The organism is Micromonospora eburnea, from assembly GCF_900090225.1.
Classification (GTDB): domain Bacteria; phylum Actinomycetota; class Actinomycetes; order Mycobacteriales; family Micromonosporaceae; genus Micromonospora; species Micromonospora eburnea.
The window spans coordinates 5,703,328-5,724,087 of sequence record NZ_FMHY01000002.1 but is presented as its reverse complement, the minus strand read 5'-3'; the positions used below and the strand labels follow the sequence as shown (position 1 = coordinate 5,724,087).

17 protein-coding genes are annotated in these 20,760 nt (G+C 73.2%); 10 read left to right on the top strand and 7 right to left on the bottom strand.

The window, feature by feature from the left end; translation table 11 throughout:
- Window positions 1–51 precede the first annotated feature (51 nt).
- Window positions 52–1,014 (bottom strand): hypothetical protein, encoded by a 963-nt coding sequence (locus GA0070604_RS24680; RefSeq protein WP_091123342.1) that lies wholly within the window; start codon window positions 1,012–1,014, stop codon window positions 52–54.
- Window positions 1,015–1,192: 178 nt separating this feature from the next.
- Here GA0070604_RS24680 and dusB point away from each other — a divergent pair, with 178 nt between their 5' ends.
- Window positions 1,193–2,356, top strand: coding sequence for a tRNA dihydrouridine synthase DusB (dusB, locus tag GA0070604_RS24675; RefSeq protein ID WP_091123338.1), 1,164 nt, complete (start codon window positions 1,193–1,195; stop codon window positions 2,354–2,356).
- A gap of 63 nt (window positions 2,357–2,419) precedes the next feature.
- Here the strand turns inward: dusB and GA0070604_RS24670 are convergent, their stop codons facing one another.
- Together GA0070604_RS24670 and GA0070604_RS24665 are read right to left on the bottom strand one after the other, a co-directional pair.
- Window positions 2,420–3,055, bottom strand: a complete 636-nt coding sequence (locus GA0070604_RS24670) for a C39 family peptidase (protein ID WP_091123334.1) — start codon at window positions 3,053–3,055, stop codon at window positions 2,420–2,422.
- A gap of 502 nt (window positions 3,056–3,557) precedes the next feature.
- Entirely contained in the window at window positions 3,558–5,294 is a 1,737-nt protein-coding gene (locus GA0070604_RS24665) for a family 20 glycosylhydrolase (protein WP_244162239.1), read from the bottom strand.
- A 399-nt stretch (window positions 5,295–5,693) separates the two neighbouring features.
- Between GA0070604_RS24665 and ppdK the strand changes: the two genes are divergently transcribed.
- The 4 genes from ppdK to GA0070604_RS24645 all read left to right on the top strand — a co-directional run bounded on the left by ppdK (window position 5,694) and on the right by GA0070604_RS24645 (window position 11,180).
- Window positions 5,694–8,402: a pyruvate, phosphate dikinase gene (gene ppdK, locus GA0070604_RS24660; protein WP_091123327.1), complete on the top strand. Its 2,709-nt coding sequence runs from the start codon at window positions 5,694–5,696 to the stop codon at window positions 8,400–8,402.
- 185 nt (window positions 8,403–8,587) lie between these two features.
- Window positions 8,588–8,941, top strand: a complete 354-nt coding sequence (locus tag GA0070604_RS24655) for a VOC family protein (protein ID WP_091123324.1) — start codon at window positions 8,588–8,590, stop codon at window positions 8,939–8,941.
- A 52-nt stretch (window positions 8,942–8,993) separates the two neighbouring features.
- On the top strand, window positions 8,994–10,238 hold the full coding sequence (locus GA0070604_RS24650) for a deoxyguanosinetriphosphate triphosphohydrolase (RefSeq protein ID WP_091123320.1): 1,245 nt from the start codon (window positions 8,994–8,996) through the stop codon (window positions 10,236–10,238).
- Between the two features lie 105 nt (window positions 10,239–10,343).
- Complete coding sequence (locus GA0070604_RS24645) at window positions 10,344–11,180, top strand: siderophore-interacting protein (RefSeq protein ID WP_091123316.1); 837 nt, start codon at window positions 10,344–10,346, stop codon at window positions 11,178–11,180.
- A 109-nt stretch (window positions 11,181–11,289) separates the two neighbouring features.
- Here GA0070604_RS24645 and GA0070604_RS24640 read toward each other — a convergent pair whose 3' ends face one another.
- A complete protein-coding gene (locus tag GA0070604_RS24640) occupies window positions 11,290–11,949 on the bottom strand; it encodes a hypothetical protein (RefSeq protein WP_091123313.1) in 660 nt (219 codons plus the stop codon).
- 125 nt (window positions 11,950–12,074) lie between these two features.
- On the opposite strand from GA0070604_RS24640, the gene GA0070604_RS24635 reads away from it, so the two are divergent.
- The 5 genes from GA0070604_RS24635 (at window position 12,075) to GA0070604_RS24615 (ending at window position 16,696) form a co-directional block, all read left to right on the top strand.
- Window positions 12,075–13,046, top strand: coding sequence for an ABC transporter ATP-binding protein (locus tag GA0070604_RS24635; protein ID WP_091123310.1), 972 nt, complete (start codon window positions 12,075–12,077; stop codon window positions 13,044–13,046).
- Entirely contained in the window at window positions 13,043–13,894 is an 852-nt protein-coding gene (locus tag GA0070604_RS24630) for an ABC transporter permease (RefSeq protein WP_091123307.1), read from the top strand. The genes GA0070604_RS24635 and GA0070604_RS24630 overlap by 4 nt, the downstream gene beginning before the upstream one ends.
- A gap of 10 nt (window positions 13,895–13,904) precedes the next feature.
- Window positions 13,905–14,153, top strand: coding sequence for a helix-turn-helix transcriptional regulator (locus GA0070604_RS24625; protein ID WP_091123303.1), 249 nt, complete (start codon window positions 13,905–13,907; stop codon window positions 14,151–14,153).
- A 114-nt stretch (window positions 14,154–14,267) separates the two neighbouring features.
- Window positions 14,268–16,160, top strand: coding sequence for a DNA primase (dnaG, locus tag GA0070604_RS24620; protein ID WP_091123299.1), 1,893 nt, complete (start codon window positions 14,268–14,270; stop codon window positions 16,158–16,160).
- The gene (locus GA0070604_RS24615; protein ID WP_091123296.1) at window positions 16,160–16,696 is read left to right on the top strand and encodes a hypothetical protein; all 537 of its coding nucleotides are present in this window, start codon (window positions 16,160–16,162) and stop codon (window positions 16,694–16,696) included. The genes dnaG and GA0070604_RS24615 overlap by 1 nt, the downstream gene beginning before the upstream one ends.
- A 3-nt stretch (window positions 16,697–16,699) precedes the next feature.
- Here GA0070604_RS24615 and GA0070604_RS24610 read toward each other — a convergent pair whose 3' ends face one another.
- From GA0070604_RS24610 to GA0070604_RS24600, 3 genes are read right to left on the bottom strand one after another with little or no spacing between them, the layout of a single operon-like run.
- Entirely contained in the window at window positions 16,700–17,668 is a 969-nt protein-coding gene (locus tag GA0070604_RS24610; protein WP_091123292.1) for a TAXI family TRAP transporter solute-binding subunit, read from the bottom strand.
- Window positions 17,665–18,057 (bottom strand): roadblock/LC7 domain-containing protein, encoded by a 393-nt coding sequence (locus GA0070604_RS24605; protein WP_091123288.1) that lies wholly within the window; start codon window positions 18,055–18,057, stop codon window positions 17,665–17,667. The genes GA0070604_RS24610 and GA0070604_RS24605 overlap by 4 nt, the downstream gene beginning before the upstream one ends.
- Window positions 18,054–20,507, bottom strand: a complete 2,454-nt coding sequence (locus GA0070604_RS24600; RefSeq protein WP_091123284.1) for a sensor histidine kinase — start codon at window positions 20,505–20,507, stop codon at window positions 18,054–18,056. The genes GA0070604_RS24605 and GA0070604_RS24600 overlap by 4 nt, the downstream gene beginning before the upstream one ends.
- Between the last annotated feature and the right edge of the window lie 253 nt (window positions 20,508–20,760).

Here is a 20,760-nt window from a genome sequence, read left to right as displayed (position 1 = left end):
CTGTAAGGAGGGGCCCCTTCTTAACGTTTCCGGTAGAGAAGGGGCCCCTTCTCAACACCCCGGACCTGGGTTGGCGTGAACCGTGACGGAGGCGGACGTGCCGCATCGGGTCGCGTAGGCGTCCTCCACGATCCGCCGCACCCCGGCCGGATCCCGGCGGATCTGGGCCGGGGTGAAGTGCAGGATCAGCACCCCGTGCCGGGTCAGCTCGTTGTGCCGCTCCAGCGTGCGCGCCCAGTCCTGCGGGCTGAAGTGGAACTCCTGCGAGTCCACCTCCAGCGCCACCGCCGCCTCGGCGAGGTAGCCGTCCGGCGTCGGAAGCCTCCGCCCCTCGGCGTCGACCAGCCGTGGGTTCCACAGGATCGCCGGCAACCTCCGGCTGCCGGCCAGACATTCTCGTAGCTCCGCTTCGGGCGCGGAACGGGTGCCCGCGACCACCTCGGAGAACGCCTTTCTGATCAGCGCGGTGCGGCTGCGCCGGGCCCGGACGATCTCCGTGTCCAGGGCGTCGAGATCGGCGAAGCCGCGCTGGACGGCTTCGGCGACGATGGCGCGTACGGGGCGCAGTTCTCGTAGACCCCGGGCGGCGTCCACGACCGACCGGGCCGGCGAGCAGACCGGGTAGCACTCGGTCTGCCGCGCCTTCGCGTCCAGCGCCAGTGCCCGTGAGATCACCGCGTAGCCCGAGGACTTGCGTCGGGCGTGGTGCGGCACGACCAGGTGTACGTCGTCGGTCCGCGGGCTGTACCGGAAGCCGTACCAGGACAGCGCGGCCAGCCCGGTCAGCTGGGCATCCGGTCCGGCGTAGAGGGCGGCGGAGATCCGTCGTTGCTCGCTGGTCAGCTTGCCGCTGAACAGCGCATACGTGGCTGGTAGTACTCGTTGCCAGAGGGCGCGCCGGGTTTGCCGGTAGAGGAACATGTCGTCGAAACCGGCGGCGAGCAACTGGGCCCGGGTCACGATCTGCTGCTGGCGCTGCGCCGCCACATCCAGCGCGGGTGGGTGCTCGACCATGATCGCAGCCTGGCTCCCGGGGACCGGCGACGCCCGCCGCCGGGTACCCGCCTGTGGATCGCCGCCCCACCTGTGCAAAACCCCCGCCGAACGGGGCACATGTGATATGCGCCCTGTTAACAGGGGGCCCCTGCTATGCAGCAGGCGTTAACAGGGGGCCCCTCCTTACACTTGGGCGGTGACTGTGCCCGCGCTGCGCCCGTTGGCCCTCGGACGGCACCAGGTGTGGCCGCCGGTGGTGCTCGCGCCGATGGCCGGGATCACCAACGTCGGCTTCCGCCGGCTCTGCCGCGAACAGGGCGGCGGCATCTACGTCTGCGAGATGATCACCACCCGGGCGCTGGTCGAGCGGAACCCGAAGACGCTGCGCATGATCGCCTTCGGCGCGGAGGAGCAGCCGCGCAGCCTCCAGCTCTACGGCACCGACCCGGAGATCACCGCCGCCGCCGTGCGGATCGTGGTGGAGCGGGATCTCGCCGACCACATCGACCTCAACTTCGGCTGCCCGGTCCCCAAGGTCACCCGGCGTGGCGGCGGGTCCGCCCTGCCGTGGCGGCGCCGGCTCTTCGCCCGGCTGGTCCGGGCCGCGGTGGATGCCGCGTCACCCGCCGGTGTGCCGGTCACCGTCAAGATGCGCAAGGGCATCGACGACGACCACCTGACGTACGTCGAGGCCGGGCTCGCCGCCCAGGACGCCGGCGTCGCGGCGGTCGCCCTGCACGGGCGTACGGCCGCGCAGCGCTACTCGGGCACCGCCGACTGGGACGCCATCGCCACCCTCAAACAGGCGCTCGACGTGCCGGTGCTCGGCAACGGCGACATCTGGGAGGCCGACGACGCGCTGCGGATGGTGGCCCACACCGGGGTCGACGGCGTGGTGATCGGGCGGGGCTGCCTGGGCCGGCCATGGCTCTTCGCCGACCTGGAGGCCGCCTTCAACGGCCGGCCGGAGCGGCGGCTGCCGACCCTCGGCGAGGTGGCGGTGACCATGCGGCGGCACGCCGAGCTGCTGGTGGACCAGTTCGTGGCGGGTGCCCGCAGCCCGGCCCGGGGCGAGCGCGACGGCTGCACCGACTTCCGCAAGCACGTCGCCTGGTATCTCAAGGGCTTCCCGATCGGCAGCGAGCTGCGCCGCTCCCTGGCGATGATCGACAGCCTGGCCCAGCTCGACGACCTGCTCGGCAAGCTCGATCCGGCCGTGCCGTTCCCGGTGGAGACGCTGGGCCAGCCGCGCGGCCGGACCAACTCCCCGGGCAAGGTCTTCCTGCCCGACGGATGGCTGGCCAGCCGGGACGACGACACCCCACCGGACGGCGCCGAGCTGGACGACTCCGGCGGCTGATCCCGGATACGCCGAAGGGCCGGCCCCGTGGTGGGGCCGGCCCTTCGTGGTTCGTGTGGTGGGTCAGGAGGTGCTGTAGCCGCGGGTGGCGATCCAGTCGGCGAGGTTGTCGACGCTCATCCGGTAGGAGGCGGTGTTCGGGTTGGCGGAGTCGGCGATGGTGACGGTTTTGCCGTTGTCGTGGTAGCCGACGACGCTGATGTAGTGGCCGCCTTCGAAGGAGTGGGTGTTGCCGTCGGTGTCGGTGGTGGTGCCGGCGATGTTGGCGACCACGGCGCGGCCGTCGTCGACGGTGCGGACGATGTCGGTGCGCAGCTTGTCGGTCTGCTTGTCGTCGGCCTTGCTGTCACGGATCTCGACCGAGTGGTAGGCGTCGGTCTTGCCGGTCTCCTTGTTCAGGACCGGGGTGATGTCGTTGATGCTGTTGGTGCCGTTCTCGGTGGTGCCCATCTCCTTGGCCATGGTGTCGACGTCGATGTTCTTGTCCTGGACGGAGAGGGCGTTACGGGCGGCGGCGGGGCCGCAGTAGTAGAAGTTGGGCTGGGCCTGGTAGCGGACGTGGAGTTCCCGCTCGGCGGCCGGCTTGGGGGCGGGCTTGTCGGCGGCGTGGGCGGCGATGGCGGGGCCGGCGATCCCACCGGCGGTGGCGGCGATACCGGCGACGGTCAGGGTGGTCTTGCGCAGGATGTCGGTACGCATGACAAAAGCCTTTCGTTGGGGGTTCGCGACAGGCCCGCGACAGGGGGGTGCGGGTGTCACGCAGGAGGGGGAAAGTCTTCGGGGGTCCGGCGGCGTGGCCTGCTCGGGTGGCCCGGGTGGTGTAACGACCGGCGGTGGCGGGTCATTCCGCCGGGCCGGTGGCCCATTTCGTCGGGCGGGGTGACCGGCGCGGGGGGTGCGGCGCGGTCAGTCATGTACAACGCCCCGACCCCCCGGATGATTCCGGCCCACGGGTGGCCCCGACCACGGGACACCCCACCCCGCGAACCCACCCATCCCACGCAGACCGGACATTCGGCGCGGGCGGGGTGCCGCAGTCCGTTGGGAGGCGACGCAGGATGCGGCATGTGGTGGTCTTCCGGAGGCCGGAGACCACCACATGCCGCACATGGAGCCGATCAAGCGGGCGGGGCGGAGTGGGCGCAGGGTCAGGTCCACGCATCGGCGGACGGCAGCGGGCGGCCGGGTCCGGCGGCGGCGTTCAGTGGGCGGGTGTGCCCGCGCCGTCCGGATCGGTCCGCTGCGTCGGGATGCGCTCCGCGGCGGCGGGCAGCGTACGCTCGTCCGCCGGCCAGGGGACCTCCGGCGACGGATGGAAGGTGATGCCGGCGGTGGCCCAGCGCGGGCCGTGCCCGGCCAGCCGCCCGCGGAACCCGTCCCAGTCGTGTGTCGCGCGGGGTGACCAGCCCAGCTCGGCGATGGCCGGCAGCCGGGGCAGCAGCATGAACTCGATTTCGGCCAGCGAGGTGACCGATTCGGTCCAGAGCGGCGCCTCCACGCCGAGCACCGCCTCCGCCGGCACGTCGGCCAGGTGGGCGGCCGGATCCCAGTCGTACGCCGTCCGTACGTCGATGAGGCCGGCCCAGTCGTGCCCGATCGGGGTGTCCGGGGCGTACTTCATGTCCAGGTAGGCGTGTTTGGCGGGGGAGAGGATCACGCGCGCACCCCGGCGGACCGCGTCGGCGGTCTCCGGGTCGTCGCCGTTGGTGCCCCACCACTGGAGGACCCGCCCGTCGGCGTGCGCGGCCGGGGCGAGCTGGTGCCAGCCGACCACGATCTTCCCGGTCGCCGCCACCAGCTCCTGGGCCCGTTCGACGAAGGCGCGGTAGGTGTCGGCGGGCACCTTGAACGCCTCGTCCCCGCCCAGGTGCAGCCAGGGCCCCGGGGTCAGCGCGGCCACCTCGCCGAGCACGTCGGCGACGAAGTCGTACGTCCGCTCGTCGGCGGGGTCGACGTAGCTGAACCCGACCTCGGTGCCCGTGTACGGCGGCGGCGCGATCTTGCTCGGCGCCAGCTCGGGGTACGCGACGAGCGCCGCGTTGGTGTGGCCCGGCAGGTCGATCTCCGGCACGACGGTGACGTGCCGGCGGGCGGCGTACCGGACGATGCGGCGGTAGTCGTCCCTGGTGTACCAGCCGCCGGGCCCGCCGCCCACCTCGGTGGCCCCGCCGACCTCGGCGAGCTTCGGCCAGGCGTCGACCGCGATCCGCCAGCCCTGGTCGTCGGTGAGGTGCAGGTGCAGGTGGTTGAGCTTGTACCGGGCCAGGTGGTCGACCACCCGCAGCACGTCCTCGACCGGGAAGAAGTGTCGGGCCACGTCGAGCATCGCCCCCCGGTACGCGAACCGCGGGCGGTCGACGATCGTGCCGCCGGGCACCATCCAGTGTTCGGCGACCGGTGTGGCGCTCTCCACGGCCACCGGCAGGAGTTGCCGCAGCGTCTGCACCCCGTGGAGCAGGCCGGCCGGGGTGGCGGCGGTGATCCGCACCTCGGTGCCGGTCACGTCGAGCCGGTAGCCCTCGTCGCCCAGCGCTTCCCCATCGATCGCGGCGGCGTCCACCCGCTCGGCGTCCGTCCCGGCCGCAGAATCCGCGTCGACCGCGCCCGCCCCGCTGGCGGCGCTGTCCGCGTCCGTCGCGTCAGCCGGGGCCGCCACGCCGGAGAGGGTGAGCACGTGCCGGCCGTCGTGCCGGATGGCGGCCGTGTCGGTGACCGGGAGCGGGTAGCCGGTCGCCGGGCGAAGCAGCTCGGCGAGCTGTTCCGCGACGTCCCGGGCGGCCGGGTCGGTGTCCACCCGGATCACCGCGTCCTCGGGCAGCGTGAAGTCGGCCGCCGGGTCCGGCACGACCCGCTCGGGGACGGGCACCACGTCGGCCAGCCCGACCGGCGCGGACGGGGCGAGCAGTTCACCGGCCGCCCGGGTGGCGGCTCGGGCCAGCTCGGCGGCGGTCGGCTGCCGGGTGGCGAGGTCGACCCGGTCGTGCGGTTCGGGACCGGTCTCGGGCGAAGCGGCGGGGGTGGTCGGCACGGCGACGGCTCCGGGGTGTATTTGCGCGGGATATGGCAAAAGTCAAGTTCAGCAGGACCAGTGCCGTCAAGAGTACGAGGGGAATCGGAATTGCGTGATCGTGCGCGTGGAAGCGTTCCCAATAACTGGTACGAACGCGGATAGTGGTGACGGCTGTGCCAATTGTCACCGAACAGTCCCAGGCCGCTCGATGTTCGCTTAACCTTCGCCCACCGAATACAGACGACGCCGGATTGCCGGTGGCCGGTCCCGGGGTATGTCCGAACTGAACCTTCGTTAAGTGTCACAGCAGGCGCGTGGGAGGCTCTGGTGGCAGCGCAACAGACGGTGGACAACAAGTACGTCTACGACTTCGCCGAGGGCAACAAGGATCTCAAGGATCTGCTCGGCGGCAAGGGGGCCAACCTCGCCGAGATGACCAACCTCGGCCTGCCGGTCCCGCCCGGCTTCACCATCACCACCGAGGCGTGCAAGGCGTACCTGGCGACCGGCCGGGAGCCGGACGGGCTCGCCGACCAGATCGAGGCGCACCTGGAGTCCCTGGAGCGCGGCATGGGCCGCAAGCTGGGTGACCCCGAGGACCCGTTGCTGGTGTCGGTCCGTTCCGGGGCCAAGTTCTCGATGCCCGGCATGATGGAGACCGTCCTCAACGTCGGGCTCAACGACCGCAGCGTCGTCGGGCTCGCCGCGCAGGCCGGCGGCAACGAACGGTTCGCCTGGGACTCGTACCGGCGGCTGATCCAGATGTTCGGCAAGACGGTGTGCGAGGTGCCGGGCGAGGAGTTCGAGCACGCCATCGACGAGGCCAAGCGGGCCCGGGGTACGCACAACGACCTGGACCTGGACGCGGACGACCTGCGTGGGCTGGTCGACACGTACAAGAAGATCTTCGCCGAGCACACCGGCCGGGAGTTCCCGCAGGAGCCGCGCGAGCAGCTCGACCTGGCCATCCGCGCGGTCTTCGAGTCGTGGAACGCCGAGCGCGCGGTGGTCTACCGCCGGCAGGAGCGTATCCCGGCCGACCTGGGCACGGCGGTCAACGTGGTGGCCATGGTCTTCGGCAACCTCGGCCCGGACTCCGGCACCGGCGTTGCCTTCACCCGCGACCCGGCCAGCGGCGCGCAGGGCATCTATGGCGACTACCTGGCCAACGCCCAGGGCGAGGACGTGGTCGCCGGCATCCGCAACACCGTGCCGTTGCAGGAGCTGGAGCGGATCGACAAGACGTCCTACGACGAGCTGCTCGGCTACATGGCCCGGCTGGAGGAGCACTACAAGGACCTCTGCGACATCGAGTTCACCATCGAACGCGGCAAGCTCTGGATGCTCCAGACCCGGGTCGGCAAGCGGACCGCCGCCGCGGCGTTCGTCATCGCCGGGCAGCTCGTGGACGAGGGGCTGATCGACCTGGACGAGGCGCTGCACCGGGTCAACGGCGCCCAGCTCGCCCAGCTGATGTTCCCCCGGTTCAAGCTGGACCACGAGTTCGAGCCGGTGGCCAAGGGCATCGGCGCCTCCCCGGGCGCGGCCGTCGGCAAGGTGGTCTTCACCTCGGCCCGTGCGGTCGAGCTGGCCGGGGAGGGGGAGCCGGTGATCCTGGTCCGCCGGGAGACCAACCCGGACGACCTGAACGGCATGATCGCCGCCCGGGGCATCCTCACCTCGCGCGGCGGCAAGACCAGCCACGCCGCGGTGGTGGCCCGGGGAATGGGCAAGACCTGCGTCTCCGGCGCCGACGAACTCGACGTCAACATCCCGGCGAAGAGGTTCACCGTCGCCGGGCAGACCGTCAACGAGGGCGACGTCGTCTCCATCGACGGCACCACCGGCAAGGTCTACCTCGGCGAGGTGCCGGTCATGCCGTCCGAGGTGGTGCAGTACTTCGAGGGCAACCTCGACCCGGAGCGGACCGATGACCCGCTGGTCCGGGCCGTACACCGGATCATGACGCACGCCGACGCCACGCGGCGGCTGCGGGTGCGGACGAACGCCGACACCGGCGCGGACGCGGCGCGGGCGCGGCGCTTCGGGGCCGAGGGCATCGGCCTGTGCCGCACCGAGCACATGTTCCTCGGCGACCGGCGGGAGCTGGTCGAGCGGCTCATCCTCGCCGGCACCGACCGCGAGCGGGAGGACTCGCTCGCCGCGCTGCTGCCGTTGCAGCGGGCCGACTTCATCGAGATCTTCCGCGCGATGGACGGCCTGCCGGTCACCGTACGGCTGATCGACCCGCCACTGCACGAGTTCCTGCCCCCGCTGGAGCAGCTCGCGGTCAACGTGGCCGTCGCGCAGGAGCGCGGCGAGGATGTGGCCAAGGAGGAGGCGCTGCTCGCCGCCGTCCGGCGGATGCACGAGGAGAACCCGATGCTCGGCCTGCGCGGCGTCCGGCTCGGCCTGGTCGTCCCCGGCCTGTTCGCCATGCAGGTGCGCGCGATCGCCGAGGCCGCCGTCGAGATCGTCCGGACCGGTGGGTCGGCCTGCCCGGAGATCATGGTCCCGCTGGTCGGCGCGGTCCAGGAGCTGGAGACGGTACGCGCCGAGGCCGAGAAGATCATCGCTGAGGTGGTCGGGAACAGCGGCGTCGAGGTGCTGATCGGGACGATGATCGAGGTGCCCCGGGCGGCGCTGACCGCCGGGCAGATCGCCGAGGCGGCCCAGTTCTTCTCCTTCGGCACCAACGACCTGACCCAGATGGCCTGGGGTTTCTCCCGCGACGACGTCGAGGGGGCGTTCTTCTGGCGGTACCTGGAACTGGGCATCTTCGGCATCTCGCCGTTCGAGTCGATCGACCGGGACGGCGTCGGCCGGCTGGTCCGGATCGCCGCCGAGGAGGGCCGGGCCGCCCGGCCGGGGCTGAAGCTCGGCGTCTGCGGCGAGCACGGCGGCGACCCCGACTCGGTGCACTTCTTCCACGAGGTCGGACTCGACTACGTCTCCTGCTCCCCGTTCCGCGTCCCGGTGGCCCGCCTGGAGGCCGGCCGTGCCGCGGTGGTGACCACCGGCTCCGACTCCCGCTGACCCCCGCCCTCTGGATGATCATGACGTTTGGCGGCGATCTCGGTCCCCGTCATCGCCGCCAACGCGTGATCGACCCACCGGTCCGGCCAGGGTCGCGGGCGGGGCGGGTCGGTGGGCGCGCCGACCGGGGTGGTCGGGCGTAACCTGGGCTCGCTCGGGTCGATCAGCAGGGGAAGGGTGGCCGCATGACCAGCGTCTGGGAGAGCCTGACCGTGGACGCCCTGGACCCGTCGCGGCTCGCCCACTGGTGGGCCGAGGCGCTCGGCTACCAGGTGGTCAGCGAGAAGCCGGACGAGGTGGAGATCCGCCCGGCGCCGGATCGGCTGCCCGGCATCGTCTTCGTCCCCGTCGACCGGACGAAGGAGACCAAGAACCGGCTGCACCTCGACCTGCGCCCGGATGACCAGGAGGCCGAGGTCGAGCGGCTGGTCGACATGGGCGCTCGGCACGTGGACGTCGGCCAGGGCGAGGTCGGGTGGACCGTGCTGGCCGACCCGGAGGGCAACGAGTTCTGCGTGCTGCGAGGGCGCACGGAGTGAACCGGGGTTGCGAGCCCCGCGTACAGGGCCGGCGTGACCGTGGGACTGACGGTTGACCGCCGGCCCCGGCGCCGACGACGCGGCGCGCTTCGTCGTCGAGACGCCCAAGGACACCGGGTACGGGCGGTCGCCGTACGAGCGGGACCGGGCCCGGGTGCTGCACTCGGCGGCGTTCCGTCGACTCGCCGCGAAGACCCAGGTGCACACCGCCGGCACCGACGACTTTCTGCGTACCCGGCTGACCCACTCGCTGGAGGTGGCGCAGGTCGCCCGGGAGATGGGGGCCCGGCTCGGCTGCGATCCGGACGTGGTGGACACCGCCGGGCTGGCGCACGACCTCGGCCACCCGCCGTTCGGGCACAACGGCGAGGACGCCCTGGACGACCTCGCCGCCGACTGCGGCGGCTTCGAGGGCAACGCCCAGACGCTGCGGGTGCTCACCCGGCTGGAGGCCAAGGTGCTCGCCCCGGACGGCCGCTCGGTCGGGCTCAACCTCACCCGGGCCTCGCTCGACGCGGTCAGCAAATACCCGTGGGAGCGCCGCCCCGGCCGGCGCAAGTTCGGCGTGTACGCCGACGACCGGCCGGTCTTCGACTGGCTGCGCGCCGGCTCCCCGCCCGGCGGCCGGCGTTGCCTGGAGGCGCAGGTGATGGACTGGGCCGACGACGTGGCGTACTCGGTGCACGACGTGGAGGACGGCATCCACGGCGGGTACGTCAGCCTGCGCCCGCTGCTGGACGACGTCGAGGAACGGCGGGCGCTCTGCGCCGACGTGGCGGCGGCGTATTCCGGGGAGGCTCCCGAGGACCTGCACGAGGTGCTGGTCGAACTGCTCGCCGATCCGGTGCTCGCCCCACTCGCCGCGTACGACGGCAGCCACCGGGCCCTCGCGGCGCTGAAGGCGACCACCAGCGTGCTCACCGGTCGCTTCGTCGCCACCGTGGTGGCCGCCACCGAGCAGCGCCACGGCCCCGGGCCGCACCGCCGCTACGCCGCCGACCTGGTGGTGCCCCGCCGGATCCGGGCGCAGTGCGCGCTGCTCAAGGGCATCGCGCTGCGGTATGTCATGCGCCGTCCCGGTGCCGACACCCGGTACGCGCAGCAGCGGGAGATCCTCGCCGAACTGGTCGCCGTGCTGGCGGACCGGGCACCGGACGCGCTCGACCCGGTCTTCGCGCCGCTGTGGCGGGACGCGCCGGACGACGCCGCGCGACTTCGGGTGGTGATCGACCAGGTGGCCTCGCTCACCGACCCGGCCGCCCTGGCCTGGCACGTCCGCCTGGCCCGCACCCCCTGACCGGCCCACGCGCCCGCCCACCCCCGTGCCCGTCCGCCCCGCCGGGCAACGCGTGATGATGGGCGCGGTGGGGGGCGCGGGGCGACTTAGGCTAGCCTAAGCAGCATGACGGAGCGCCCGAAGAAGGTCACCGCCGCCAGGGTCGTGCGGACCGAGCGGCCCACCCCGCACCTGATCCGGCTGGTGCTCGGCGGTGCGGAGCTGACCGGCCTGCCGGTGGGCGCGTACACCGACCACTACGTGAAGCTCCTCTTCCCGCCGGCCGGAGTGGTCTACCCCCACCCCACCGACCTGGCCACCATCAAGCGCGAGTTCCCGGTCGAGCAGTGGCCGCGGCTGCGGGCGTACACGGTGCGGGCCTGGGATGCGACGGCGGGCGAGCTGACCATCGACGTGGTGCACCACGGCGACGAGGGGCTGGCCGGGCCGTGGGCGGCCGGGCTGCGCCCCGGCGACCGGGTGCTGTTCACCGGCCCCGGCGGGGCGTACGCGCCGGACCCGACGGCGGACTGGCACCTGCTCGCCGGCGACGAGAGCGCCCTGCCGGCGATCTCCGCCGCCGTGGAGCGGCTGCCGGCCGGCGCGCGGGCGGTGGTCCTCGTCGAGGTCGACGGCCCGGCCGACGAGCTGCCGCTGACCAGCCCGGGCGCGGTCGAGCTGCGCTGGCTGCACCGGGCCGGCCGCCCGGTGGGCGAGGCGCTGGTCGAGGCGGTCCGGGCGCTGGACTTCCCGTCCGGGCGGGTGCACGCCTTCGTCCACGGCGAGGCCACCTTCGTCAAGGAGCTGCGCCGGCTGCTGCGGGTCGAGCGTGGGGTGCCGCGGGCGGCGCTGTCCATCTCCGGTTACTGGCGGCGCGGCATGGACGACGAGGGCTGGCGCTCCACCAAGCCGGCCTGGAACGCCCAGGTCGAGTCCGAGGAATCCGCCGCCCTCCCCACCTGACCCACCGGCCCACCCTCGGCGTTGACCATGAAGGTGTGGCCTCCGCCCGATGCGTCGTGGCCGCCCCGGCACCGAGCGGCACCCGGGGCGACCGGCAACAACCTCATGATCAACCGACCTCTGCCGGTGGGGAGGCGGGGGTGAGGGGGCGGGCGGTGAGGACGGTGCCGACCCGGGCGGCGGAGCGGGCTACGCGGCGGCGGATCGCGCTCAGGTGGACGGCGACCGACGTGGTGGCGATTGCCGCCGCGACCAGCGCCGCCAGCCAGGCCGGGCCGACGAGCAGCACACCCAGCGTGGCGGCCAGCCCGAGGAGGGCGCTGTTGACCAGCGCGATCATGCCGGCCTGGCTGACCAGGTCGCGGAACCAGTGCCGCTGGAACGGCTCGGGCGCGAACGGTCCCGGGTCGTCCAGCGTCGGCATGACGAGGTACGGGCTCAGGGTGGGGGCGCGGCGGGCCAGGTAGGTGCGGAGCACGGTGGCGGCGACGGCGTACCGGCGGCCCCGGTCGTTCAGCTCGATCTGACGGGCGAACACGAAGACCCCGAGCAGCAGGACCAGCAGCCCGAGCCCGGCCGCCGCGGCCGGGGCGAACCGTCCGTCGGGCCGGCCGGTGGTGATGAGCCCGGCCGACACCGCGGCCGCGCCGGACGCCACCGCCAGGAAGAAGGTCAACCGGGCGGTGGACTGGTCGTGCACCGTACGGCTCAGCTCGCGCAGGTGCTCGTACTCGGCGAGCGCGATGGTCAGCTCGGTGTCGTCGGCCATCTGCCGTCCCCTCCCCGGTGGCGGGTCTCACGGTAGCCAAGATCGGCAAGGGGTGGGGCCCCGTCGTGCTTCCCATCGAGAGTGGGTGTACCTCGGTATGTAGTAGGGGTGCTACATTCCGCCGTATGACTGCGGTGGAAATTCCGGGAGTCGCCGAGACTCCACACCCGCCCGACGAGGACCTGGTCCTCGACGTCCGCGACCTGCGCATGCGGTACGGCAGCCTCGACGTGCTGCACGGGGTCGACTTCACCGCCCGGCGCGGCGAGGTGCTCGCCCTGCTCGGGCCAAACGGTGCCGGCAAGACCACCACCATCGAGGTCCTGGAGGGCTTCCGGATGCGCTCGGCGGGCGACGTCCGGGTTCTCGGCGTCGACCCCGGCCGGGGCGACGAGCGCTGGCGTGCCCGCCTCGGGGTGGTGCTCCAGTCCTGGCGCGACCACGGCAAGTGGCGGGTCCGGGACGTGCTGGCCCACCTCGGCGACTTCTACGCCCCCTACTCCACCGACCGGATCCGCCGGCCCTGGCCGGTCGACGAGCTGCTGGAGACCGTGGGCCTCACCGCGCACGCCGACAAGCGGGTGCAGCGGCTCTCCGGTGGCCAGCGCCGCCGCCTCGACGTGGCGGTCGGCATCGTGGGCCGCCCCGAACTGCTCTTCCTGGACGAGCCGACGGTCGGGTTCGACCCGGCCGCCCGGCGCGAGTTCCACGATCTGGTGCACCGGCTCGCCGACCTGGACGAGACCACCATCCTGCTCACCACGCACGATCTGGACGAGGCGGAGAAGCTCGCCGACCGGATCCTCATCCTGGCCGGGGGCCGGATCATCGCCGACGGATCGCCCGACGAGCTGGCCCGGCGGGTCGCCGGGGACGCCGAGATCCGGTGGACCCGGGCCGGGGAGCGGTTCGTGCACTCCGCCACCGACGCCACCGCCTTCGTCCGCGACCTGCTCGGTCAGCACGGCGACGAGGTGCAGGAACTGGAGGTCCGCCGGGCCAGCCTGGAGGACGCGTACATGACGCTGGTCTACGAAGAGGAAACCGGAGTCCGGGCCGGCGCCGCCGTCCGGGTGTGGCAGGAGAGGGACCGATGAACCCGACGATGGCGGCGGTCCGGGCCGGCGTGCGGCGCGGTGGGATCGAGCTGCGTAACAGCTTCACCAACGCGCAGGACCTGTGGAACTACTTCTTCCCGACGGTGGCGCTGCTGGTCACCATGTTCTTCATGCGCGGCGCCACCGTGCCCGGCACCTCCTTCTCCCTCGGCGCGCGTACGCTGCCCAGCGCGCTCGGCATGGGGATCGCCTTCGGCGGCCTGCTCGGCCTGTCCCAGCAGCTCATCGTCGACCGGGAGGACGGCACCCTGCTGCGGGCCAAGGCGACGCCGAACGGGATGTTCGGCTACCTGGTCGGCAAGATCGTCCTGCTCTCGACGGTGTCGCTGATCGGGCTGGTCCTCCAGCTCACCCCCGGGCTGTTCTTCCTGGACGGGATCCGGGTCACCGAGGCCGGAGCGTGGTTCACCCTGGCCTGGGTGGTGCCGCTCGGGCTGGTGGCGACGCTGCCGCTGGGCGCGGTGATCGGCTCGCTGATCGAGAACCCCCGCAACATGGGCCTGGTGGTGATGCCGGTCTTCGGTCTCATCGCGCTCTCCGGGATCTTCTACCCGATCAACGGCTACCCCGGGTGGCTCCAGGCCATCGCGCAGGTCTTCCCGATCTACTGGCTAGGGTTGGGGACGCGTTCGGCTCTGCTGCCCGACGGCCTGGCCGCGGTCGAGCTGGGCGGCTCCTGGCGGCACCTGGAGACGTTCGGCGTACTGGGCCTCTGGGCCGTGCTCGGGCTGACCCTGGCCCCGGTCGTGCTGCGCCGGATGGCCCGCCGCGAGTCCGGTTCCCGGGTCGCGGCCCGCCGGGAGAAGGCCATGCAGCGCGTTGCATGAGAGGGCGTCGATGAGTGAGACAGTGCACAACCGGATCGCGGTGCTGCGGGCGGAGCGGGGCATCTCCCGCCGGCAGCTCGCCGACGCGCTGGGCGTGCACTACCAGACGGTCGGCTACCTGGAGCGGGGCGAGTTCCGGCCCAGCCTGCACCTGGCGCTGCGGATCGCGGCGTACTTCGAGGTGCCGGTCGAGGTGGTCTTCTCCATCGAGCCGTTCCCCCGGATCGGGGGCGGCGCGGGGGTGAGCCGGTCGGCCTGACCGGGCGGCACGAGCGGCCGGGGGAGCACGGGAACCGGATCGGCGCCCAGCCCACGCGGGGTTCGCCACATCGGCCGTCCCCCGGCCGCCCGATCGTCGGACCGGCAGGGCAGGATGTACGCCGAGGAGGTGGCGGAGATGGCGGGGCGGATCCGGGACGAGGACATCGCGCTGGTCCGCGAGCGCACCTCGATCGCCGAGGTCATCTCCGACACGGTCACCCTGAAGGCGGCCGGCGGCGGCAACCTCAAGGGCCTGTGCCCGTTCCACGACGAGAAGAGCCCGTCGTTCAACGTCTCGCCCGCCCGTAATGTCTGGTACTGCTTCGGCTGCGGGGCCGGCGGCGACGCGATCAAGTTCCTGATGGACGCCGAGCACCTGAGCTTCGTCGAGTCCGTCGAGCGGCTGGCCGCCCGCGCCGGCCTCCAGCTCCGCTACGTCGAGGACGACCGGTCGGCCCCGCGGCAGCGCCCCCAGCAGGGGCAGCGGCAGCGGTTGGTCGCCGCGCACGCCGCCGCCGTGGAGTTCTACCGGGCCCAGCTCGGCACGGCCGGCGCCCGTCCGGCCCGGGAGTTCCTGGCACAACGCGGCTTCGACCGGGCCGCCGCCGAGCGGTACGGTTGCGGCTTCGCCCCGGACGCCTGGGACCTGCTCACCAAGCACCTGCGCCAGCAGGGCTTCACCCACGACGAGCTGGTCACCGCCGGGCTGTCCCGGCCGTCCCGCTCGGGCACCCTGATCGACCGGTTCCGCCGGCGGCTGCTCTGGCCGATCCGCGACCTCACCGGCGACGTCATCGGCTTCGGCGCGCGCAGGCTTTTCGACGACGACGACGGCCCGAAATACCTGAACACCCCCGAGACGCCGATCTACAAGAAGTCCCACGTCCTCTACGGCATCGACCAGGCCAAGCGGGAGATCGCCAAGCAGGGCAAGGTGGTCGTGGTCGAGGGCTACACCGACGTGATGGCCTGCCACCTGGCCGGCGTGCCGACCGCCGTGGCCACCTGCGGCACGGCGTTCGGCGGCGACCACATCTCGGTCCTGCGGCGGGTGCTCTTCGACAGCGACGAACGGGCCGGCGAGATCATCTTCACCTTCGACGGGGACGCCGCCGGGCAGAAGGCCGCGCTGCGGGCCTTCGAGGACGACCAGCGCTTCGTCGGTCGTACCTTCATCGCGGTCGGTCCGGACAACATGGACCCGTGCGAGCTGCGCCTGGCCAAGGGCGACCTCGCCGTCCGCGACCTGGTCGCCCGCCGCGAGCCGCTGGTCGACTTCGCGCTCCGCCACGCGATCAACCGGTACGACCTGGACACCGTCGACGGCCGGGTGGAGGCGATGCGCCGGGCCGCGCCGCTGGTCGCCAAGATCAAAGACCGGGAAAAGCGCCCCGAGTACGTCCGCAAGCTCGCCGGCGACCTCGGCATGGAGATCGAGCCGGTGCAGCGTGCGGTGCTGGCCGCCGCGTCCGGGCAGCCGGCCGGCGGTGCGCCCGCCCCGGCACGGGGCGGACCGGTCGCGCCGACCGTGGACAGCCCGCAGTCGCTGGTCGAACGGGAGGCGCTCAAGCTCGCCCTCCAGGAGCCGGTGCTGGCCGGCCCGATGTTCGACGCGGTGGAGGCCGGCGCCTACCGGCACCCGGTGCACGCGGCGGTCCGGGCGGCGATCGCCGCGGCCGGCGGGGTGGCGGCGGCCGCCGGCGGCGCGGTCTGGATCGAGCAGGTCCGGGACGCCTGCGACGACCTGGCCGGCCAGGCGCTCGTCGGGGAGTTGGCCGTCGAGCCGCTGCGCATCGACGGCGAGCCCGACCCCCGCTACGTCTCGGTCACCCTGGCCCAGCTCCAGTGGGGCTCGGTCACCGGCCGGATCAAGGACCTCAAGTCGAAGATCCAGCGGATCAACCCGGTGAGCAACAAGGACGAGTACTTCGCCCTCTTCGGGGAACTGCTCTCGCTGGAGCAGCACGCGCGGGCACTGCGCGAGCAGGCCGCCGGGGGACTGTGATGGGACTCTTCAACCGCAAACCGAAGCTGCCGTCCGGTGCCCGGCCGCCGCTGGCCACCGACGAACGGGTGCTCGCCTGGGCCGCCGTCGGCAACGGCGAGGGCGACGGCGTGCTGGTCGCCAGCAATCTCGGGCTCTGGCTGCCCGGCCGGGGGCACCGGATCGGCTGGCACGACATCCTCAAGGCGGTCTGGTCCGGCCGGGAACTCACCGTCACCCCGGCCGAACCGGTCGCCGAGCGGGACGGCTACCTGGTCGTCGCCGACTGCCCGGCCGAGACCTACCTGCTGCTCGACCCGGGTGACCTGCCGCACCAGGTGCGGACCCGGGTCACCCGCTCGGTCGCGCACACCGCGCACCACCCGGTGCCCGGCGGGGCCGGCCGGATCGCCGCCCGCCGGGTGCCCGGGATGGACGGTCTGACCTGGACGGTCCGCTACGACCCGGGCACGCCCGTCGACGACGAGGCGGTGGCCGTCGAGACCGACCGGCTGGTCGCCGCGGCCCGGGCCGCCACCGCCCCGGCGAATCTCTGAACGTCAGCCGTTCCGGTAATACCGCGCCGCACCCGGGTGCAACGGGACCGGTTCCGTGCCCGCCGCGCTCTCCCGGGTGAAGTTGACCGCCTCGGGGTGCACCGGGATCAGCTCGCCCTGGTGCGCGAACAGCACCCGGGTCAGGTCGTACGCGAGCTGGTCGGGCATGTCCGCCGGGACCAGGATCACGTTCGCCACCGTGATGGTCGGGGTGGCCGCCGGCATGCCGTAGACATCCTTCGACAGTGTGGCGGTGGTGTAGACCGAGCCGTACCGGGCGGTGAGCGGTTCGATCAGGTCGGCGAGGGGAAGCAGCCGGAACGCCCCCGGCGCGCTGGTGAGCAGGTCGTTGATGCCCGGGGTGGGCAGGCCGCCGGAGAAGAACATCGCGTCCAGGCTGCCGGCCCGCATCTGTTGCACCGTCTCCGGCAGCGACAGGTTGACCCGCTGGATGTCCCGGTCCGGGTCGATCCCGGCGGCGGCGAGAATCCGCCCCGCGATGATGTCCGTGCCGGACTTCGGCGACCCGGTCGAGATCCGCTTGCCGCGCAGTTCGGCGAAGGTGTCGATCCTCCGGTCAGATCGGACGATCAGGTGCGTGTAGTTGCGGTAGATCCGGGCCAGTGCGCGGACCGGCTGGGGCCGCCCGTCGAACGCGCCGCGTCCGGTGACCGCGTCCGCCGCGGTGTCGGCCAGGCTGAACGCGATCTCCATGTCGCCGCTGCCCAGCCGGTTGACGTTCTCCACCGAGGCGCCGGTCGGCTCGGCCCGTGCCTCGTAGCCGGGCAGGTGCCGGCTGATCAGGTCGGCGTAACCGCCGCCGAGCTGGTAGTAGACGCCGGTGGTGTTACCGGTGGCCAGGAAGATGCGCCCGCCGTGCCACGGCGGCGGGCCGGGGTCCGCCTCGCCGCAGCCCGCCACCAGGACGGCCAGCAGCAGCGTGGCCACCAGTCGTAGCGGGCGCCCGGTCACGCCCGGACCGCCGGTTCCAGGGCCTCGGCCACCCGCTGGACCAGCGTCGCCGTCTCGAAGCCGATCTGGCCCAGGTCGCAGCCGGGCGCGGCGAGTACGCCGACCATGGCCCGCTCGCCGACGGCCATGATGAGCATCACCCCGCCGTCCATGTCGACGATCTGCTGGCGTACCCGGCCGGCGGACATCAGCCGGGCGGCGCCCACGGTCAGGCTCGCCAGCCCGCTGATCACGGCGGAGAGCTGGTCCACCTGGTCCGTCGAGAGGTCGGGGGAGGCGGCCAGCCGCAGCCCGTCCTCGGACACCGCGAGGGCGTGCGACACGTCCGGCACCCGCTCGGCGAAGTTCGCCAGCAGCCAGTCGAGTCCGTCGGTCACGGATGAGGTCATGGGGTCCTCCCGGTGGGTGTGGAGTGCGGGTTGCGGCGCATCGCGCTGGCCACGCCCTCGGCGAGCGCGGACAGGCGGGCCCGGACCACCTCGGGGTCGAGCAGGTCCTGAGCGGGTCGGGGCGGCGGGGCGGTGGTGGGTGGGGTGACGGGAAGGTGGCCGCCCCGGATCCGACGGGGCAGCCCGGTGTCGGTGGTCGGCAGGGCCCCGGACGGGCGGACCCGCGTGGCGCCGGGCGCCGGCAGGGCGATCCCGGGCGGCCGTACGGCGGCCACGCCCCGGACCACGCCGGCCGCCGCGGGCGCCCCGGCCACGGGCCCGCCCGGAGCGTGGAGCAGAGCGGCCGGGACCATGTCCCCAGCGACCGCACCGGCGGCCACCCGGTCCGGGGATCTTCCGGCGAAGGGCTGGTCCAGTGACATGCCGGCGAACGGCTGGTCCGGCGCGGTTCGCGACCGGAACCAGGGCGTGTCGCGGTCGGCCGGGGCACGTCGCTCGGCGGCGGGGCGCCGGGTGACCGCCTCGACCCGGGTCAGCGCGGTCTCGGGCACCTCCACCTGGGCGATGGTGCCGGTGGGGGCGCGGTGCAGCCGTACCCGGATCCCGTGCCGGGCGGCCAGGTGGGCCACCACGTGCAGGCCCATGCTGCCGGCCGCGGCGTTGAAGAGCGTGGCCGGCGCGGCGAGCCGCTCGTTGATGCCGGCCAGCCGGCTCTCGCTGATCCCGATGCCCTGGTCGTGCACCCGCAGGGTGACTCCGTCGACGGTACGCCGCCCGTCCACCAGCACCGATGTGTGCGGCGGTGAGTTCACGGCGGCGTTCTCCAGCAGCTCGGCCAGGAGGTGCACCAGGTTGCCGGTCGCCGCGCCGTGCACCGCCGCGGTCGGCACGTCGACCTCCACCCGGGAATAGTCCTCGATCTCGGCGGCCGCCGACCGGACCACGTCGTCGAGGAGCAGGACGCCCTCGTGCCCCCGGCCCGGCTCGCCGCCGGCGAGGACCAGCAGGTTCTCCCCGTTGCGGCGCAGGCGGGCGGCGAGGTGGTCCAGCGCGAAGAACCGGGCCAGCGCCTGCGGGTCGGTCTCCTCGTGTTCGAACTCGTCGAGCAGGCGTAGCTGGCGGGTGATCAGCGTACGGATCCGCCGGGCCAGCGACTCGGCCATCCGGGTCACGTCCAGCCGCAGCTCGGCCTGCTCGCCGGCGAGCCGCAGCGCGGCCCGGTTCACCGTGTCGAACGCCTCGGCCACCTGGGCCACCTCGTCGCGGCCGCGACGGACGCCCTCGGTCAGCCGAGAGGACGTGCCGTCGCCCGGGCAGGGCCGGCCGGCGGCGATCGCGGTGATCCGGTCCGGCAGCTCCCGGTGGGCCATGGTGAGCGCGGCGACCCGCAGCCGGCGTAGCCGCCGGCTGGTCCGTACCGCCAGCAGCACGGCGGTGACCAGCGAGGCGAGCGTGAGGGTGCTGGTCGCCCCGCCGGTCAGCAGGGCCCGCTGCCCGGCGGTGCGGGCCAGCGCGGCGGCGTCCCGGTCGAGGTCCTCGGAGAGTTCCCGGCCGAGCAGGTTGTAGCGGCGGATGGTGCCGCTCTGCGCCACGTACCAGGCGTCGCCGTCGGTCTTCAGCGCCTCCGGCCCACCGTCGGTGTCCAGCACGTCGTTGCGCATCCGTCGGGAGGTCGCGACGTCGGTGCCGTCGATCAGGCGGTACCAGGCGGTGTTCGCCGGGCCGGTGGCGATCCGGAGGAACTCGGCCTGGCGCTGTTCCCCCGCGCCGCGTAGCTGGCCGAGCCGGGCCAGCTCACCGGGGGCCAGGGCGGCCCGGACGAAGATCCCGCGCAGCAGGTCGCGTTCCAGCGACGCCAGGTGCTCCTGGGCGGCCACGGCGGCCACCTGCCGTGCCCCGTTGGCCAGGCCGCTGTCGTGGAGCTGGGCCGGCAGCGCGTCGGCGACCGCGAGCAGCGACTCGACCAGCGTCCCGTAGGCCGGGTCACCGCTGTCGCCGCCCAGCGCCAGCCGGCGGGTCGGGTCGAGTTGGCCGAGGTGGCCGTCCGCGTCGTCGAGCACCGGGGCCAGGTCCGGTGCCGCCCGGCGGGCCTCGTCGCTGGCCGAGCGGTAGCGCTCGACCGCGGCGTCCACCCGCCGCCGTTGGGCGTCGACCAGCGGCCGGCCGGCCGTGCCCCCCCGCTGCCGCAGCGCCGCCGTCTCGCCGAGTTCGCGTTCCAGCTCGTGCACCAGCCGTACGGTCGCGGTGGCGGTGCCGGCGAGCACGCGGCCCCGGTCGGCGTCGGCCGAGGCGGCGAGCGCGGCGTCGGTCTGGATGGCGCCGAGCACCACCAGACCGACCGTCGCCACCAGGATCGGCGCCAGCAACTGGGTACGCACCGACCGGAGCCGGCCGGTACGGTCCGCGGACCGGTGGTGCCGGCGTACGCGGGCGGGTTCGGGGAGCGGCACGGGGTCTCCCGGTCGGGTCGGGGTGCCGGGCCCGAACGGTTGGTCCGGCCGGCCTCGTCGGATCAGCTCGCGCCGAGTTCCTTGGGCGCCTCGTCCGCGTCCCGGTGTTGCGACACCGGGTCGGTGTGGCTCGGGGGAGAGCCGTCGAGGGGGCGAACGGGCGACACGAGCAGGCACGATACGCGAAACGCGTATCCGGGGGAACATTGCCGACAGTGATTGCATTGAGTGACGGAGGTGAGGTGGCGACCAT

Excerpts from the sequence above, each read along its gene's own strand:
- GA0070604_RS24640 (WP_091123313.1), bottom strand. The coding sequence starts at position 11,949 with ATGGCCGACGACACCGAGCTGACCATCGCGCTCGCCGAGTACGAGCAC.
- dnaG (WP_091123299.1), top strand. The coding sequence starts at position 14,268 with ATGTACGCCGAGGAGGTGGCGGAGATGGCGGGGCGGATCCGGGACGAG.
- GA0070604_RS24680 (WP_091123342.1), bottom strand. The coding sequence starts at position 1,014 with ATGGTCGAGCACCCACCCGCGCTGGATGTGGCGGCGCAGCGCCAGCAG.
- GA0070604_RS24615 (WP_091123296.1), top strand. The coding sequence starts at position 16,160 with ATGGGACTCTTCAACCGCAAACCGAAGCTGCCGTCCGGTGCCCGGCCG.
- GA0070604_RS24630 (WP_091123307.1), top strand. The coding sequence starts at position 13,043 with ATGAACCCGACGATGGCGGCGGTCCGGGCCGGCGTGCGGCGCGGTGGG.
- GA0070604_RS24645 (WP_091123316.1), top strand. The coding sequence starts at position 10,344 with ATGACGGAGCGCCCGAAGAAGGTCACCGCCGCCAGGGTCGTGCGGACC.
- GA0070604_RS24635 (WP_091123310.1), top strand. The coding sequence starts at position 12,075 with ATGACTGCGGTGGAAATTCCGGGAGTCGCCGAGACTCCACACCCGCCC.
- GA0070604_RS24655 (WP_091123324.1), top strand. The coding sequence starts at position 8,588 with ATGACCAGCGTCTGGGAGAGCCTGACCGTGGACGCCCTGGACCCGTCG.
- GA0070604_RS24625 (WP_091123303.1), top strand. The coding sequence starts at position 13,905 with ATGAGTGAGACAGTGCACAACCGGATCGCGGTGCTGCGGGCGGAGCGG.
- GA0070604_RS24605 (WP_091123288.1), bottom strand. The coding sequence starts at position 18,057 with ATGACCTCATCCGTGACCGACGGACTCGACTGGCTGCTGGCGAACTTC.
- GA0070604_RS24670 (WP_091123334.1), bottom strand. The coding sequence starts at position 3,055 with ATGCGTACCGACATCCTGCGCAAGACCACCCTGACCGTCGCCGGTATC.